Source organism: Methylobacterium sp. 190mf (assembly GCF_900107945.1).
GTDB lineage: Bacteria > Pseudomonadota > Alphaproteobacteria > Rhizobiales > Beijerinckiaceae > Methylobacterium.
On the sequence record NZ_FNVI01000005.1, the window covers coordinates 120,621 to 135,266 of the forward strand.

A 14,646-nucleotide genomic window follows, 5' to 3' on the forward strand; every position below is an offset into this window, starting at 1 on the left:
CACTGATCAACAACGATCGCGGTCCCGGATCGTTTCCGGGCGGTCTTCGGCCGAGCGCGACCATAATTGTGCTGAAATCCTGTCGCATCCGGCAAGGCGCAAGGATTCGGAGCGGCCCACGCGAGGGGCCGGACCGCGCGGCCCGCGCGGCGCTTCCGGACCGGGATGACCTGCGCGCGGCGCGCGCGACATGGGGACTGGACGATGAGAGGGGTGCTGATCGCGAGCTTGGCCTGTGCCGTGCTGGCCATGGACCTGACCGCGGCGACGCAGGCGCAGGCGCAGATGGGCGGCTCGCCCACGGGCTTCGGCCGGGGCAACCGCCGGCCGGGCGGCGAGGAGGAGAAGAAGCCCCAGTACGTGCCGGGGACCAAGGCCAGCGAGAAGATGTTCCCGCTGGACTCGACCTGGACCGCCGTGAGCCTGAACGGCAAGCCGTTCACGGGCGGCGACCGGCCGAGCTTCATCATCGACAAGCAGTACCGCGCCCGCGGCTACGGCGGCTGCAACACCTTCGCGGCGACCGCCTTCCCGCTCAAGGAGCAGCACATCGCCGTCGGCCCGCTCGCGCTCACCAAGAAGAGCTGCGACAAGGGCCTCGCGGCCGCCGAGCAGGCGTTCTTCATCGCCCTGCGCACCTCGGCGGTGTGGGACATGGTCGGCTCGCAGCTCGTTCTGAAGAGCCCGAACGGCGAGCTGAAGTTCGACCGGGCCCTTTAAGGGCCGGTTCACCACGCCGAACGACGACGGCCGCCGATTCAGACGCTCTTGAGGGACGTCGGCGCTCACTCCTCCGGTATCGAGGAGTGCGCGGATGCCAGTCGGGATCGGGATCGGACGCGGGGATCCCCTGCGTCCCGCGGTGACGAGGACCGCGCGCTTCTCGGGACCCGAGGGCTTCCATCCGGGCGCCCTCTGGCTCGCCGCGGCGTCGCCGCTCCTGGCGACCCTCCTCCTCCTCGTCCGGCTCGCGGCCTGAGGGGGAGCCTGCGCCGACCGGTCCTAGCCTCAGCGGGTGCCGGTCGCGTCCGGCGCCCGCGAGGTCTCGGAGGCGCGGTGCGTCTCGGGCGAGGCCTCCGAGCGCAGCATCACGGGCGGGAACAGGGCCGCCAGACCCGCGGCCACGCCGTACAGGACGGGATCGGCGTTCGCTCCCGCTTCGGGCGGACGGAGATCGCTGGTCAGCTTCGTGCGCCGGCGGGCATCGCGCGCGTTCGCGAGCATCTGTCCGCGTCTCCGTTGTTAGCGTGTTCGAAACGGTCAATGCCGCGTTCCGCGTTTCGTTGCCGCGGACGTCCGATATTTCTCCCGGCCCTCGATCGCGGCCGATTCTCAGCCGCGGCGCCGGAGGATCGGCACGGACCGACCGTCCGGCAGCGGGCAGGCGGCCGGGACGACCTCGACGATCGACGCGCTCGGACAGCGCGCCCGGCAGCCCTCGGCCGCCGCGATCTGATCGCCGCCGCAGGCGTCGGCGAAGCAGAAGGTCCCGAGATCCTCGCACGTCGCCCGGAACCGGCCCAGCGCCGCCGGCCCCCGCAGGTCCGCGGCCCCGGCCCCCTGCGTCAGCAGGAGAAGCGTCAGACCGATCAGGGCCGGGAGGCGTGCCATCTCTGTCTCCGATCCGGGTCACGACCGCTTGCGGAGCCAGCCTAGCATTGGCAGCCTGGACGCGCCGTACCATTCCCGCGACACGTGCCGCGCGTCATCTGTCGCGATCCCGGCCGCGCCGCGCGGCCGATACCACCGCTCTTCCGTGAAAGGCCGCCATGCCGCTCTATGCCCTCGACGAGCACGTCCCCGACCTCGCCGACCCGGCCCGGGTCTGGATCGCGCCCGACGCGCAGGTGATCGGCCGGGTGCATCTCGGCCTCGATGTCGGCATCTGGTTCGGCGCGGCCCTGCGCGGCGACAACGAGCCGATCCGCATCGGCGACCGCACCAACGTCCAGGAAGGCGTGATCATGCACGTCGATCCCGGCTTCCCCCTCGTGATCGGGACCGACGTCACGATCGGGCACGGCGCGATCGTGCACGGCTGCACCATCGGGGACGGCAGCCTCGTCGGCATGGGGGCGACGGTTCTGAACGGGGCCCGGATCGGCCGCGGCTGCCTCGTCGGCGCCAACGCGCTGGTCACCGAGGGCAAGGAGTTCCCGGATCACAGCCTGATCGTCGGGGCGCCGGCCAAGGCCGTGCGCACCCTCGACGAGGCCGCGATCGAGGGTCTGCGGCAGGCCGCCCTGCGCTATGTGGAGAATGCCCGGCGCTACCGGGCCGGGCTGCGCCGCATCGACGGCTGACGGGTACGGGCCGCTCCCCGGAGGAGCGGCCGGAACACCCTTACTTCTTGGCCTTGCCGCGCTCGATCGCTTCCTCGATCAGCCGGTGGGCCTCCTCCTTGTCGCCCCAGCGGACGAACTTGACCCACTTGCCGGGCTCCAGATCCTTGTAGTGCTCGAAGAAGTGCTGGATCTGCTGGATCGTGATGTCGGGCAGGTCGGTGTAGTTCTCGACCCGGTCGTAGCGCTTGGTCAGGTGGCGCGAGGGCACCGCGATGATCTTCTCGTCCTCGCCGCCCTCGTCCTGCATCACCATCACGCCCACGGGACGCGCGCTGATGATCGCGCCCGGCAGCACGGCGCGGGTGTTGGCCACCAGCACGTCGCAGGGATCGCCGTCGCCCGACAGGGTGTGGGGGATGAAGCCGTAATTGCCCGGGTAGAACATCGGCGTGTACAGGAACCGGTCGACGACCAGCGCACCGGATTCCTTGTCCATCTCGTACTTGATCGGCTCGCCGCCGAGCGGCACCTCGACGATCACGTTGACGTCGTGCGGCGGCTTCTTGCCGAGCGGGATGGCGTCGATCTTCATGGCCTGTCGCTTCCGGAATGCGGTCTCGTCCGCTTCCCGGATCTCTTAGAGGCGCCGCCTGGCAAAGCAAATCAGTCGATGGTACGGCCCGGCAACGAGCGCTGGAAAACGTTAGCCGAAGAGAAACCCGACCTTCGGGAGCGGGAGGCCCGCCACGCGGTCCAGCACCCGCGGGCCGGCGACGCCGCCGAGCCCCTCGTAGAAGGCGCTCGCGCGGGCGTTGTCCTCCAGGCTCCACACGCCGAGCCGCGCGAAGCCGTGATCCGCGAGGTCGTTGCGCACCGCCCGGAACAGGCGGCGGCCCAGGCCGACGCCCTGGTACTCCGGCAGCAGGTAGAGTTCGTCAATCTCCGCCTCGGTGCCGAGGGACCGGCTGCGCGTTCGCCCGTAGGCCGCGTAGCCGACGACGAGTTCGCCCGTCTCGACCACCGCGATCGGCCGGCCGCGGCGCAGGGCGCCCCGCCACCACGCCCGGTCCCGGGTCGAGATCAGCCGCTCCAGGGCGACGCCCGGGATGATGCCGCGATAGGCCTCGCGCCACGACGCGTCGAACACCTTGGACAAGCCGCCGAGGTCGGCCTCGCGGGCCCGGCGGATGCTCGTGGTGCGCGTGCTCATGGGCCTCGGGCCTCCCATCGTCCGACCGGCGGATAACTCGCGCGGTCCGCGCAGGTTCGATGCCGATCCGGGCGGAGTGAAGGCAAGAACGGCGCCGGATCGCGTCGGTGTGGTCGACCGCGTGCCGGTCGGGGGCCGGGCCCGCGAATTGCCGGGCCGCCGGGTGGCTGGTAGAGCCCGGGCTCGTTCCCTCGGCAGCCTGGCCTTGTTCAACCGCTTCCTCAAGCCCGAGACGCGCTACGCGCGCCGCATGGCCCGGATCGCCCGCTTCGAGCGGCCGATCGCCGGCCCCGGCGACCGGCTGATGGCCTGGGCCAGCATGCTGCTGATGGACCACGGCGTGTTCCGCCTCGCCTACCTCAACCGGCACCGGGTCGGCACCGGCGCCGTCTGGCGCTCGGCCCAGCCCGGTCCCCACCAACTCGCCCGCTTCCGGGCCGAGGGCGTGCGGACGATCATCTCCCTGCGCGGCGGGCGCGAGCACGGGTCCTGGCCGCTGCAGCGCGAGGCCTGCGAGCGCCACGGCCTCAAGCTCGTCGAGTTCGTGCTCCGCTCGCGGGAGGCGCCGGACCGCGCCACCATCCTCGGCGCCAAGGCGTTCTTCGCCGGCATCGAGTACCCGGCCGTGATGCACTGCAAGTCCGGCGCCGACCGGGCCGGCCTCGCCTCGGCCCTGTACCTGATCCTGCACGAGGGCCGCCCGGTGGCCGAGGCCGCCCGGCAGCTCTCCGCCCGCTACGGCCATCTCCGCTTCGCCAAGACCGGGATCCTCGACGCGTTCTTCGCCCGCTACCGCGTCGAGGGCGAGGCGCAGGGCCTCGACTTCCTGACCTGGGTCGAGACCGTCTACGATCCCGAGGCGCTCAAGCGGGATTTCCGGCCGGGCTTCTGGTCGGATCTGGCCGCCGACCGCATCCTGCGGCGGGAGTGAGGATCACTCCGCGGGCGGCCGCGCCGCCTCGCGGAACGGGTGGGCCGGGTAGGTCCCGATCACCCGCAGCTCGCGCGAGAAGAAGCCGAGCTCGTCCAGCGCGCGGCGGAGGCCCGTATCCTCCGGATGGCCGTCGACCTCGGCGTAGAACTGCGTGGCGGTGAACTCGCCGTCGACCATGTAGCTCTCGAGCTTCGACATGTTGACGCCGTTGGTCGCGAAGCCGCCGAGCGCCTTGTAGAGGGCGGCCGGGATGTTGCGGACGCGGAACACGAAGCTCGTCACGCAGGGCTCGGCGCCCTGGGCGACCGGCTCGGGCTCGGGGGAGAACACCACGAACCGGGTGGTGTTGTGCGCCTCGTCCTCGACGTCGCGCTCGAGGATGTCCAGGCCGTAGACCTCGGCGGCGAGAGCGGGCGCCAGGGCCGCCCGGCTCGGGTCGCCGATCTCGGCGATCTCGCGGGCCGCCCCGGCGGTGTCGCCGGCGACCACGGCCTTCAGGCCCAGCCGGCGGATTATGCGGCGGCACTGGCCCAGCGCGTGGACGTGGCTGTGGACGCTCCTCAGCGCCTCGAGCTTCGTGCCCGGCAGGACCATCAGCTGGAAGTGGATCGGCAGGAAGTGCTCGGCCACGATGTGCAGCGGCGAGATCGGGATCAGGTGGTGGATGTCGGCGACGCGGCCCGCGATCGAGTTCTCGATCGGGATCATCGCCCGCTGCGCGCGCCCCTCCGTCACCGCCGCGAAGGCGTCCTCGAAGGTCGGGCAGGGCAGCGGCGTCCAGTCCGGGTAGGCCTCCGCGCAGATGATGTGCGAGTTGGCCCCGGGCTCACCCTGGTAGGCGATGGTGCGGTCGGTCATGGCGGCGCGGATTCGTTCGTCGGGTCAGTTCAGGCGCCGACCCTGCAGCAGGGCGCGGGCCCGTTCCAGGTCGGCGGGGGTGTCGACGCCCAGCGGCAGGTCGTCGACGATGGCGGCATCGATGCGCATGCCGGCCTCGAGGGCCCGCAGCTGCTCCAGCTTCTCCCGCACCTCCAGCTCGCCGGGCGGCAGGGCCACGAACCGGCTGAGCGCCGTGCGCCGGTAGGCGTACAGGCCGATATGGTGCCAGAGGGGCCCGTCGCCCCAGGGCGCGCGGGCGCGGGTGAAGTAGAGGGCGCGCAGGCGCCCGGGACCGACCGCGTGGCCGACGAGCTTGACCACGTTGGGGTTGTCGGCCTCGTGCGGATCGGTGATCGGCGCGCAGAGGGTGACGATGTCGACGGTGCGGTCGGCGAGCGGCGCGACGGAGGCGCCGATGATCGCCGGGTCGATGGTCGGCAGGTCACCCTGCACGTTGACGACCACGTCGTGGCGGCCCTCCGGATCGACGATCTCCAGGGCCTCGGCGAGGCGATCGGAGCCCGACGGGTGGTCGGCCCGGGTCATCACCGCGAGGCCGCCCGCGGCCTCGACCGTGCGGGCGATCTCCGCCGTGTCGGTGGCGACCACCACCGGGCCGATCCCGGCCTCGACGGCCCGGCGCCAGACATGGACGATCATGGCCTCGCCGGCGATGTCGGCCAGCGGCTTGTTCGGCAGGCGGGTCGCGGCGAGGCGCGCCGGGATCAGGACCAGGGGATCGGACATCGAGATTCGGATCCGGATGCGCGGATCGAGCGGCCGCGACGGGAGGCGGCCGGCTGCTTAACAGGCCGGCCCCTGGTTGTCGTCCCCCGGGAACGGGCCTGCGGAAACGGGCCGGGCCGCGGTGGAGAAAAGGTGCCACCCGGTGACAAGCTGGACAATTCAGTGGAACAATCCTGCGCCGGAGCGACGCGGAACGCCCCTGCGGCATTGTCAGGAGCCGCCCGGAACCGCTAAGGCAACCTCGAAATCTTCCAATGTCCGGTGTCCGAGCCCGCTCGCCCGTGTCAGGCGCGCGTTCGGCACGGCCGAGTTGCGAGAAGAGCATGAACTCGTTCGAGGTGAACAAGGTCCTGGGTGCGGTCCTCGGCGCCCTTCTGTTCGCGGCCGGATCGGGTTTCGTCGCCGAATTGATCTACCACCCGAAGCCGGCGGGCAATGCCGGCTACGACTTGCCCGAGCCGCAGCCCGAGGCCGCCTCCGCGGCGCCCGAGGCCAAGGTCGAGCCGATCGCCGTCCGCCTCGCGAGCGCCAATGCCGAGAAGGGCGAGGCCGGCACCAAGGCCTGTCACGCCTGCCACAGCTTCGAGAAGGGCGGCCCGAACAAGGTCGGCCCCGACCTGTACGGCATCGTCGAGCGGCCGAAGGGCGCGCATGCGGGCTTCGACTACTCGGCGGCCATGAAGGAGAAGGGCGGCACCTGGACCTACGCCGACCTCGACGAGTTCCTGACGAACCCGAAGGCCTACGTGAAGGGCACCAAGATGGCCTACGCGGGCATCGCTGCGCCGCAGGAGCGGGCCAACGTCATCGCCTACCTGCGGACGCTAGCCGAATCGCCGAAGCCGCTGCCGGCCGTCGAGAAGACCGACGCCGCGCCGGCGGCCGCGCCCGCCGCGGCCAAGCCCGAGGACAAGCCCGCCGCCGACAAGCCGTCCGCCGACAAGCCCGCCGCCAACAAGGCGTCCGAGGGTAAGGACAGCCCGGCCAAGCCCGCCGATACCGGCACCGCCAAGCCGGTCGAGGCGAAGTCGCCCGGCAGCCCGCGGACGACCGGCGAGTCGAGCGACCGCAACGCGCCGGCTCCCCCGGCCAGCGCCCACGACAGCGACCAGCAGGGCCAGCCCTCGAGCCTGATCCCCGCCGAGCCGACCGCGCCGACGGCGCCGGCCGCCAAGGAGCCGGCCGCGAAGGCCAATCCCGAGGCCGTCGAGCGGGCGAAGGATCTGGAGGTCGGCGGCCCGACCAAGGATCTGAACGCGCCACTGCCGACCCCGCAGCCGCTGCCGAAGGAGTAGGCGGCACGGCCGGGTGCGGGGCCGGGCACGGTCCCGCCCCTCGCGTGCCTGGCGCGTTCCGCCGGCATGGCTCCGGGCGTGGCCCTTGCTCTAAGGCGGCTGCGCCCCGGCATCCGGCCGGATCGAGAACCGCGTAGGGCCCCTTGACTGATCGACGTCCCGCCGTGCCGGAGCGCCGGGCCCCCCTGCCGCTCCTCGTCGCCGTGACCATGACCGGGACGGTGGCGCTGCACATCTTCGTGCCGGCGCTGGCGGCGGCGGCCGTCGACCTCGGCACCAACGCCGCCGGCGCGCAGCTGACGATCACCGTCTACCTGATCGGGCTCGCGGGCGGTCAGCTCCTCTACGGGCCGCTCTCGGACCGGTACGGGCGGCGCCCGATCCTGATCGGGGGACTCGGCCTCTACCTCGCCGGCCTGCTGCTCGCGATCCCCGCGCCGAATATCGGGGTCCTGCTCGTCGCCCGCGTCCTGCAGTCCCTCGGCGCCTGCGGCTCGCTGGTGATCGGCCGGGCGATGGTCCGCGACGTCTCGACCCGCGAGGACGCCGCCCGGAAGCTCGCGATCCTCACCACCGCGATGACGCTCACGCCCGCGCTGGCCCCGGCGATCGGCGGCGTGGTGAACGAGGCCTTCGGCTGGCGCGCGGTGTTCGTGGTGCTGGCCGGCCTCGTCGCCGTGCTGGGCGCGCTCGTGGTCTTCACCCTGCCCGAGACCAACCGCCACAAGGTGGCGCTGCCGGGCTTCGTCGCCGTCCTGTCCGGCTACCTGCGGCTGGTGCGGGTCCCGGTGTTCCGGGCCTACCTGGTGGCGGGGGCCTGCGGCGGCACCAGCCTGTACGCGTTCCTGGCGGTGGCGCCGTTCCTCCTCGTGGACCGGCTCGGGCGCTCCTCGCAGGAGGTGGGCTTCGACTGCCTGATCGTCGTGTTCGGCATGGTCGGCGGCGCCGTCCTGGCGAGCCGGCTCGCCGCCCGGGTGCCGATCCGCAAGGCGGCGCGGAGCGGCAATCTCCTCTGTATCGGGGCGGCGCTGTCGCTGCTGGTCGTGGACCGCACCGGCATGCTCGGCGTGGTCAGCCTGATCGTGCCGCTCTTCGCCTACGCGGTGGGCGTCGGTCTGCTCAGCCCCAACGCGGTGGCGGGGCTGATGAACGTCGACCCGCACGCCGCCGGGTCGGCCTCCAGCCTCTACGGCTTCACCCAGATGACGTTCGGGGCGCTGTTCACGGCCGCCGCCTCCGCTTGGCCGGCGACCTCGGCGACGCCGGTGGCGCTGGCGCTGCTCGCGGCCGGGCTGATCGCCGCGCTGGCGCTCCGGCGGGCCTGAACGGGGTTTCGAACGGTCGAGCGCCGGCCCCGGCGGCGCTCGCTGCTCGGCGGAGCCGTCGGCCCCCTCCGTCATCGCGAGCGCAGCGAAGCGACCCAGGTCCAGCGCGCCCTCCGTAAGTGTGGCGCTACTGGATTGCTTCGCTTCGCTCGCAATGACGGCGGCTGCGTGTGGATTGAGCTGAGCCATTCACGCGCATGCAGAAGACCAGCCCGGTGCGGATCGAAATCACCGTCAGAGAGCTGAGGCACGCCCGCCGGGCCCCGTTTCAGGTCCTGACCGCCTCGATCGGGCCCGTCACGCCCGCACGGAACTCCTCGGCCAGTTCCAGCCACAGCAGGCGCGCCGGGTCGACCGGCCCCGGCAGGGTCAGGCGCCCGGGCGGAACCGGTGTGAACCCGAAGCGGGCGTAGTAGGGCGCGTCGCCGACGAGGATCACCAGACCCTCGCCCGCCCGCCGCGCCCCCTCGATCGCCGCGCGGGTCAGGGTGCCGCCGATGCCGCGGCCCTCGAAGCTCGGATCGACCGCCAGGGGGCCGAGCATCACGAAGGGCGTCGCCCCGGTCCGCACCGGACCCATCCGGACCGAGCCGACGAGGAAGCTGCCGACCGAGGCGGTGATGCCGAGGTCGATCCGCTCGGCCGCGCCCTCGCGGAGGCGGTAGGCGGTGCGGGCGAAGCGGCCGGGACCGAAGGCCCGGGCGTGGAGGCGCTCGATGGCGGGGGCATCCTCCGGCCGCTCCGGCCGGATGACGAGGGACAGATCGGTCACGGGGTACTCGCGGGTCGGACGGGCGCCGCGTAGCAGCGCCGGGCCGGACCCGCAAACCGTCGCGCTACTCGGCGGCGGCCAGGGCGGGCCGCGCGCCGCCCTGCGTCAGCCTCAGGAAGCCCAGGGCCGCGAGCCAGATCACCGCGCCGCAGGCGGAGGCGGCGCCGAGGACCAGCGCGAAGCCGCCGCGGTCGTGCAGGAGGGCGATCGCCGGCACCACGAAGCCGCTCGCCGTGAAGCCGACGAAGTAGCGCACGCTGTAGGCGCGGGCCCGGTAGGCGGGCGGCACGTAGCGGGCGATCATCGCGTCGTTGATCACCACCTGCCCGTAGATCGCCGTCATGGCGAGGACGAGCCCGGCGAGCAGCGGCAGGCCGGTGGAGACGGCCGCGATCCCGAGCCCCAGCGGCTGCAGCACCGACAGGGCCACGAACAGGGACGGCAGGCTGTAGCGGTCGATCAGCCGGCCCATGGCGAGCTGCATCAGCGCGCCGAACAGGAAGACGCCGGTGGCGATCGAGCCGGTCAGCGCCAGGGGCAGCGCCTGCCCGACGCCCTCGTCGATCACCTTGGGCAGGCTGATCGTCGTCAGGTTGAAGGTCAGGCCGCCCGCGAAGATCGACAGGGCGAACATCGCCATGAGCGCCCAGGGCCGGGTGACGGGGATCACCGCCGCGCCGCCGGCCTTCCTCCCCGCGGCGTCGCCGTCCCCCGGGACCAGGGCCACGAAGGCGGCCCCGCAGGCGAGGCAGACGAGGCCGGGAACGATGAAGGCCGCGCGCCAGCTGACCGTGGCGGCGAGCAGCGCGGTCAGGCCGGAGGCCGAGGCCGCGCCGAGATTGCCCCAGACGCCGTTGATGCCGAGATCGTGCCCGAGCCGGCGCGCATGGGTGACCAGCATGGCGGAGCCGACCGGGTGGTAGATCGCCGAGGCGAGCCCGAGGACGCAGAGCCAGAGGGCGAAGCCCAGCGGCGTCGAGGCGCTCGCCACGCCCAGGCAGGACAGGCCGTAGCCGAAGAAGAACACCGCCAGCATGTTGCGCCGCCCGAAGCGGTCGGCCAGCGAGCCCATCGGCAGCGAGCACAGACCGAAGGCCACGAAGGCGCCGGTGGCGAGCCCGATCAGCTCGCCGTAGCCGAGCCCGGTCTGGGCTGCGATGGCGATGACCGCGGTCGGGTAGATCAGCAGCACGAAATGGTCGAGGGCGTGCGCGACGTTGACGAAGCGCAGGGTGCGGCGGGACAGCGTGTCCGAATCCATCGCGGCGTATCCTCCGGGACGGCACCCTGATAGCCTGACCCGATGGCGGTATTGGGCCGGATATGTACGCGAACGGGCCAATGTTGACGGAGGCGCGCGGCGCCGTCGGGCGGTCGACCGAGGCGGCCGACTATCAGGACGTGCCGCGCCCGGTCGCGGTGATGCCCAAGACCTACGCGGCCGGGATGCACCTCGCCCGGCACTTCCATCCCCGCGCGCAGCTGCTCTACGCCACGTCCGGGCTGATGATGGCGTTCGCGGAGGACGGCACCTGGGTGGTTCCCGAGGGGCACGCCCTCTGGATCCCGCCGCTTCTGCCGCACGCGGTCGCGACCCACGGCGCGGTCGCGATGTGCTCGGCCTATCTCGATCCGGCCGCGGTCCGGTCCTTCCCGGCGAGCTGCCGGGTGATCGCGGTGTCGCGGCTCCTCGCCGCCGCGCTCACCGCGCTGGCGGAGGAGCCGGTGCTCTACGCAGAGGCGGGTCGCGGCGGCCACCTCGCCGCCCTGGTGCTCGACGAGATCGGCCGGGCCCCGGCGACGCCGCTCGCGCTGCCGCTCCCCCGGGACCCGCGCCTGCGCCGCGTCTGCCTCGCGCTGATCGAGAATCCGGCCTCGGAGGCCGATCTCGACGCCTGGGCCGACCGTGCCGGGGCGAGCCGGCGCACGCTCACGCGCGGGTTCCGCGCGGAGACCGGTCTCAGCTTCGGCGACTGGCGGGCGAGAGCCCGCGTGATCCGGGCGCTGGCGCTGGCGGCCGAGGGGCGGCCGCCCCGGGCGGTCGCGGCGGCCGTGGGCTACCGGAGCGCGCAGGCGCTGCGCACGACCGTGGCGCGGGTGCTCGGCGCCGCGCGTCCGCTCCGCGGCGGGACGCCCTGAGCGCCGCCTAGGCTGCCTGTCGGGGCTCCTCGAAGAGCTCGTCGGCCGGGCCGAAGAACTCGAACTTCACCCGCTCGGCCGGGACGCCGCGGCGCAGCAGGCCGGTGGCGAGATCCCGCAGGAACGGCTTGGGACCGCACAGGTAGTAGGTCGCGCGGTCGTGCGGCGTGTGTTCCGCGAGCCAGTCCGCCGTGATCAGGCCCTGGACGTCGTAGTGCTCACCCGGCCGGTCCGCGGCTTCGGGCTCCGCGTAGAACGTCACGAGCGTCGCGGCGCGGGCCCGCGCCGCGAGCGCCCGGGCGTGGTCGCGCAGGGCGTGGACGCGGCCGAACAGGGCGCCGTGGACGTACCAGGTCGGCCGGTCCGGGCTGTCCGCCGCGATGGTCTCGAGCATGCTGATCATCGGGGTCAGCCCGACGCCGCCGCTGACCAGCACCACGGGCGCGTCACTTTCGGTGTCGAGGCTGAAGTCGCCCGCCGGTGCGGCGACCTTCAGCACGGTGCCGGGCCGCGCGTGGTCGTGCAGCCAGTTCGAGGCGATCCCGGCCGGACGGCCCGGCGCCGCCTCGCGCTTGACGGTGATGCGGTAGGCCCGGTCGCTCGGCGCGCAGGACACCGAGTAGTTCCGCTTCAGCACACCGCGGCCCGGCAGGTCCAGGAGGAAGCCGAGATACTGGCCCGGCCGATGCCGCAGCACCGGGCCACCGTCGGCCGGCACGAGGACGAAGGAGCGGATCGTCTCGCTCTCCTGGGTCACGCTGTCGACCACGAAGTCGCGCCAGCCGTTCCAGCCGCCCGGCTTGGAGGCATGGTCGCGGTAGATCGCGGCCTCCCGGCCGATCAGCAGTTCCGCCAGGAACCAGTAAGCCTCCCCCCAGGCCGTGGCGATCTCCGGCGTGGCGGCCTCGCCGAGGACATCCCCGATCGCGCCGAGGAGGGCGTCGGCCACGTGCGGGTAGTGCTCCGGCAGGATGTTCAGGGCGACGTGCTTCTGCGCGATGCGCTCGACCGCGCCCGCCAGGACGCCGAGATTGTCGATGTTGCGGGCGTAGGCGAGCACGGCCTGGGCCAGGGCCTTCGGCTGAGAGCCGGTCTCGCCGTGATGGGACTGGTTGAAGAGGTCGCGTATCTCAGCGTTCTCGAAGAGGCGCTCGTACATGCGCTTGGTGATGGTGAGGCCGTGGGCCTCCAGGGCCGGCACGGTGGCCTTGATGAGAGCGACGGTGGCGGGGGAGAGGGGCGCGGGCATGGCACAGCTCAAAAGGTGCATACGACATGCTTCTTTTAGCGCCCCCTCGAAAAGATGCAAGGGAAATACATCTTATAGGGACGAAGCCTGTTCGCCTGCCAGCGGTGGTGCCGGTCCGCGGCTGCGCGTACGGACTCGGACCGCGGCGGACATCGCATCGCCCCACGGCAGGGATCGTCTTCTGGAGTTGAGATGCGCCTGACCCGCTACACAGATTACGCGTTGCGCACGCTGATCTACGTCGGGCTCCACGAGCCCGAGCAGAGTTCGATCGCCGGGATCGCGCGCGCCTACGGCATCTCGGAGAACCACCTGACCAAGGTGGTCCACCAGCTGGGACGGCTCGGCCTGATCCGGACGATCCGCGGGCGGGGCGGCGGCCTTCGGCTGGCGAAGCCGCCGGAGGAGATCGTCGTCGGTGCAGTGGTGCGCCAGACCGAGGACGACCTGGCGCTGGTCGAGTGTTTCGGCGGCGGCGCCTGCGCCATCACGGCCCCGTGCCGGCTCCGGCGGGTGCTGGGCGAGGCCCTGGCGGCGTTCCTCGCCGTCCTCGACCGCTACACCCTGGCGGACCTCCTCGGCGCGCCGGACGGCGACGCCATCGCGGCGCTGCTGGGCCTGGCCGGCCCCCCGCGCGACGAGCCGCCGGTGCCGGCCGGCGCCGCGAGCCTCCCGGAGGCCTGAGGCTCCGCGCGTCGCGCGGTCAGGTCGCCCGCGCCGAGAAATCGATCCGCGGGTCGATCCAGACGTAGATCAGGTCGGACAGCAGGTTCACCGCGAGCCCGAGCAGCGAGAAGATGTAGAGCGTGGCGAACACCACCGGATAGTCGCGCCCGACGATCGCCCGGAACGACAGCTCGCCCAGGCCGTCGAGGGAGAAGATCGTCTCGATGAGCAGCGAGCCGGTGAAGAAGGCCGAGATGAAGGCACCGGGGAAGCCCGCGATCACGATCAGCATGGCGTTGCGGAAGACGTGCCCGTAGAGCACGCGCCGCTCGGACAGCCCCTTCATCCGCGCGGTCAGCACGTACTGCTTGCGGATCTCGTCGAGGAACGAGTTCTTGGTCAGCAGGGTCGAGGTGGCGAAGGCGCCGATCACCAGAGCGGTCAGCGGCAGCACCATGTGCCACGCGTAGTCGGTCACCTTGTGCCAGGGCGAGAAGCTCTCCCAGCCCTCGCTGGTCAGGCCGCGCAGCGGGAACCACTGGTAGAACGAGCCGCCGGCGAACAGGATGATGAGCATCAGCCCGAACATGAAGCCCGGGATCGCGTAGCCGATGATCACCACGAAGGAGGTCGCGCGGTCGAAGCGCGTGCCGTCCGCCACGGCCTTGCGGATCCCGAGCGGGATCGAGATCGCGTAGGACAGCAGCGTCATCCACAGGCCCAGCGAGATCGAGACCGGCAGCCGCTCCTTGATCAGCTGGATGACCGTGACGTCGCGGAAGTAGCTGCGGCCGAAATCGAACCGGACGTAGTCCCAGAGCATCTTGGCGAAGCGCTCGGGCGCCGGCTTGTCGAAGCCGAACTGCTTCTCGAGCTTGGCGATGAATTCCGGGCTCAACCCCTGGGCGCCGCGGTAGCGGGAACTGGCGTCGCCGCCGCCCGACGGCCGGCTGGCGCCGCCGAGGTCGCCCGAGCCGCCGGTGATGCGGGACATGGCCCCGTCGCGCTGGCCCTGGAGCTGCGACAGCACCCGCTCCACCGGTCCGCCGGGGGCGAACTGCACGATGGTGAAGGTGATCAGCATGATCCCGAACAGGGTCGGGATCATCAGGCCGATGCGGCGCAGGATGTAGGCGAGCATGGCG

The 14,646-nt window shown here is 72.2% G+C and carries 18 protein-coding genes; 8 read left to right on the plus strand and 10 right to left on the minus strand.

Annotated features, from left to right (window positions below):
• Nucleotides 1-204 precede the first annotated feature (204 nt).
• Both C4T42_RS07660 and C4T42_RS31900 read left to right on the plus strand, forming a co-directional pair.
• Nucleotides 205-720 carry an META domain-containing protein gene (locus C4T42_RS07660; protein WP_026604848.1) on the plus strand — a complete coding sequence of 172 codons (516 nt, stop codon included), beginning with the start codon at nucleotides 205-207 and terminating at the stop codon, nucleotides 718-720.
• A gap of 94 nt (nucleotides 721-814) precedes the next feature.
• Nucleotides 815-979, plus strand: a complete 165-nt coding sequence (locus C4T42_RS31900) for a hypothetical protein (protein ID WP_020092646.1) — start codon at nucleotides 815-817, stop codon at nucleotides 977-979.
• A gap of 29 nt (nucleotides 980-1,008) precedes the next feature.
• Here the strand turns inward: C4T42_RS31900 and C4T42_RS07665 are convergent, their stop codons facing one another.
• Nucleotides 1,009-1,224, minus strand: coding sequence for a hypothetical protein (locus C4T42_RS07665; RefSeq protein ID WP_020092645.1), 216 nt, complete (start codon nucleotides 1,222-1,224; stop codon nucleotides 1,009-1,011).
• Between the two features lie 108 nt (nucleotides 1,225-1,332).
• The gene (locus C4T42_RS07670) at nucleotides 1,333-1,611 is read right to left on the minus strand and encodes a hypothetical protein (protein ID WP_020092644.1); all 279 of its coding nucleotides are present in this window, start codon (nucleotides 1,609-1,611) and stop codon (nucleotides 1,333-1,335) included.
• 158 nt (nucleotides 1,612-1,769) lie between these two features.
• Here C4T42_RS07670 and C4T42_RS07675 point away from each other — a divergent pair, with 158 nt between their 5' ends.
• Nucleotides 1,770-2,303, plus strand: coding sequence for a gamma carbonic anhydrase family protein (locus tag C4T42_RS07675; RefSeq protein WP_020092643.1), 534 nt, complete (start codon nucleotides 1,770-1,772; stop codon nucleotides 2,301-2,303).
• A 40-nt stretch (nucleotides 2,304-2,343) separates the two neighbouring features.
• Here the strand turns inward: C4T42_RS07675 and ppa are convergent, their stop codons facing one another.
• Together ppa and C4T42_RS07685 are read right to left on the minus strand one after the other, a co-directional pair.
• A complete protein-coding gene (gene ppa / locus C4T42_RS07680; RefSeq protein ID WP_020092642.1) occupies nucleotides 2,344-2,877 on the minus strand; it encodes an inorganic diphosphatase in 534 nt (177 codons plus the stop codon).
• A 111-nt stretch (nucleotides 2,878-2,988) separates the two neighbouring features.
• Nucleotides 2,989-3,495 (minus strand): N-acetyltransferase, encoded by a 507-nt coding sequence (locus C4T42_RS07685; protein WP_020092641.1) that lies wholly within the window; start codon nucleotides 3,493-3,495, stop codon nucleotides 2,989-2,991.
• A gap of 205 nt (nucleotides 3,496-3,700) precedes the next feature.
• On the opposite strand from C4T42_RS07685, the gene C4T42_RS07690 reads away from it, so the two are divergent.
• On the plus strand, nucleotides 3,701-4,426 hold the full coding sequence (locus C4T42_RS07690; protein ID WP_020092640.1) for a tyrosine-protein phosphatase: 726 nt from the start codon (nucleotides 3,701-3,703) through the stop codon (nucleotides 4,424-4,426).
• A 3-nt stretch (nucleotides 4,427-4,429) separates the two neighbouring features.
• Here the strand turns inward: C4T42_RS07690 and C4T42_RS07695 are convergent, their stop codons facing one another.
• Nucleotides 4,430-5,287, minus strand: coding sequence for a prephenate dehydratase (locus C4T42_RS07695; RefSeq protein WP_020092639.1), 858 nt, complete (start codon nucleotides 5,285-5,287; stop codon nucleotides 4,430-4,432).
• A gap of 24 nt (nucleotides 5,288-5,311) precedes the next feature.
• Nucleotides 5,312-6,055: a 3-deoxy-manno-octulosonate cytidylyltransferase gene (locus C4T42_RS07700; RefSeq protein ID WP_020092638.1), complete on the minus strand. Its 744-nt coding sequence runs from the start codon at nucleotides 6,053-6,055 to the stop codon at nucleotides 5,312-5,314.
• A 323-nt stretch (nucleotides 6,056-6,378) separates the two neighbouring features.
• Here C4T42_RS07700 and C4T42_RS07705 point away from each other — a divergent pair, with 323 nt between their 5' ends.
• Entirely contained in the window at nucleotides 6,379-7,350 is a 972-nt protein-coding gene (locus tag C4T42_RS07705) for a cytochrome c family protein (protein WP_020092637.1), read from the plus strand.
• 143 nt (nucleotides 7,351-7,493) lie between these two features.
• Nucleotides 7,494-8,675 (plus strand): multidrug effflux MFS transporter, encoded by a 1,182-nt coding sequence (locus tag C4T42_RS07710; RefSeq protein ID WP_234081219.1) that lies wholly within the window; start codon nucleotides 7,494-7,496, stop codon nucleotides 8,673-8,675.
• Nucleotides 8,676-8,943: 268 nt separating this feature from the next.
• Here C4T42_RS07710 and C4T42_RS07715 read toward each other — a convergent pair whose 3' ends face one another.
• On the minus strand, nucleotides 8,944-9,447 hold the full coding sequence (locus C4T42_RS07715) for an N-acetyltransferase (protein WP_020092635.1): 504 nt from the start codon (nucleotides 9,445-9,447) through the stop codon (nucleotides 8,944-8,946).
• Nucleotides 9,448-9,511: 64 nt separating this feature from the next.
• Nucleotides 9,512-10,708 (minus strand): MFS transporter, encoded by a 1,197-nt coding sequence (locus tag C4T42_RS07720; RefSeq protein WP_103984962.1) that lies wholly within the window; start codon nucleotides 10,706-10,708, stop codon nucleotides 9,512-9,514.
• Nucleotides 10,709-10,770: 62 nt separating this feature from the next.
• Here C4T42_RS07720 and C4T42_RS07725 point away from each other — a divergent pair, with 62 nt between their 5' ends.
• Complete coding sequence (locus C4T42_RS07725; RefSeq protein WP_026604847.1) at nucleotides 10,771-11,586, plus strand: helix-turn-helix transcriptional regulator; 816 nt, start codon at nucleotides 10,771-10,773, stop codon at nucleotides 11,584-11,586.
• A gap of 7 nt (nucleotides 11,587-11,593) precedes the next feature.
• On the opposite strand, the gene hmpA is transcribed toward C4T42_RS07725, so the two are convergent.
• Entirely contained in the window at nucleotides 11,594-12,835 is a 1,242-nt protein-coding gene (gene hmpA / locus C4T42_RS07730) for an NO-inducible flavohemoprotein (protein ID WP_020092632.1), read from the minus strand.
• A 192-nt stretch (nucleotides 12,836-13,027) separates the two neighbouring features.
• Between hmpA and C4T42_RS07735 the strand changes: the two genes are divergently transcribed.
• On the plus strand, nucleotides 13,028-13,519 hold the full coding sequence (locus C4T42_RS07735; RefSeq protein ID WP_020092631.1) for an Rrf2 family transcriptional regulator: 492 nt from the start codon (nucleotides 13,028-13,030) through the stop codon (nucleotides 13,517-13,519).
• 19 nt (nucleotides 13,520-13,538) lie between these two features.
• On the opposite strand, the gene C4T42_RS07740 is transcribed toward C4T42_RS07735, so the two are convergent.
• Complete coding sequence (locus C4T42_RS07740) at nucleotides 13,539-14,642, minus strand: microcin C ABC transporter permease YejB (protein WP_020092630.1); 1,104 nt, start codon at nucleotides 14,640-14,642, stop codon at nucleotides 13,539-13,541.
• Between the last annotated feature and the right edge of the window lie 4 nt (nucleotides 14,643-14,646).

Bases quoted from the DNA above. Each gene is read 5' to 3' on its own strand.
- C4T42_RS07660 (WP_026604848.1), top strand. From the start codon at position 205: ATGAGAGGGGTGCTGATCGCGAGCTTGGCCTGTGCCGTGCTGGCCATG.
- C4T42_RS31900 (WP_020092646.1), top strand. From the start codon at position 815: ATGCCAGTCGGGATCGGGATCGGACGCGGGGATCCCCTGCGTCCCGCG.
- C4T42_RS07665 (WP_020092645.1), bottom strand. From the start codon at position 1,224: ATGCTCGCGAACGCGCGCGATGCCCGCCGGCGCACGAAGCTGACCAGC.
- C4T42_RS07670 (WP_020092644.1), bottom strand. From the start codon at position 1,611: ATGGCACGCCTCCCGGCCCTGATCGGTCTGACGCTTCTCCTGCTGACG.
- C4T42_RS07675 (WP_020092643.1), top strand. From the start codon at position 1,770: ATGCCGCTCTATGCCCTCGACGAGCACGTCCCCGACCTCGCCGACCCG.
- ppa (WP_020092642.1), bottom strand. From the start codon at position 2,877: ATGAAGATCGACGCCATCCCGCTCGGCAAGAAGCCGCCGCACGACGTC.
- C4T42_RS07685 (WP_020092641.1), bottom strand. From the start codon at position 3,495: ATGAGCACGCGCACCACGAGCATCCGCCGGGCCCGCGAGGCCGACCTC.
- C4T42_RS07695 (WP_020092639.1), bottom strand. From the start codon at position 5,287: ATGACCGACCGCACCATCGCCTACCAGGGTGAGCCCGGGGCCAACTCG.
- C4T42_RS07700 (WP_020092638.1), bottom strand. From the start codon at position 6,055: ATGTCCGATCCCCTGGTCCTGATCCCGGCGCGCCTCGCCGCGACCCGC.
- C4T42_RS07705 (WP_020092637.1), top strand. From the start codon at position 6,379: ATGAACTCGTTCGAGGTGAACAAGGTCCTGGGTGCGGTCCTCGGCGCC.
- C4T42_RS07720 (WP_103984962.1), bottom strand. From the start codon at position 10,708: ATGGATTCGGACACGCTGTCCCGCCGCACCCTGCGCTTCGTCAACGTC.
- C4T42_RS07725 (WP_026604847.1), top strand. From the start codon at position 10,771: ATGTACGCGAACGGGCCAATGTTGACGGAGGCGCGCGGCGCCGTCGGG.
- hmpA (WP_020092632.1), bottom strand. From the start codon at position 12,835: ATGCCCGCGCCCCTCTCCCCCGCCACCGTCGCTCTCATCAAGGCCACC.
- C4T42_RS07735 (WP_020092631.1), top strand. From the start codon at position 13,028: ATGCGCCTGACCCGCTACACAGATTACGCGTTGCGCACGCTGATCTAC.
- C4T42_RS07740 (WP_020092630.1), bottom strand. From the start codon at position 14,642: ATGCTCGCCTACATCCTGCGCCGCATCGGCCTGATGATCCCGACCCTG.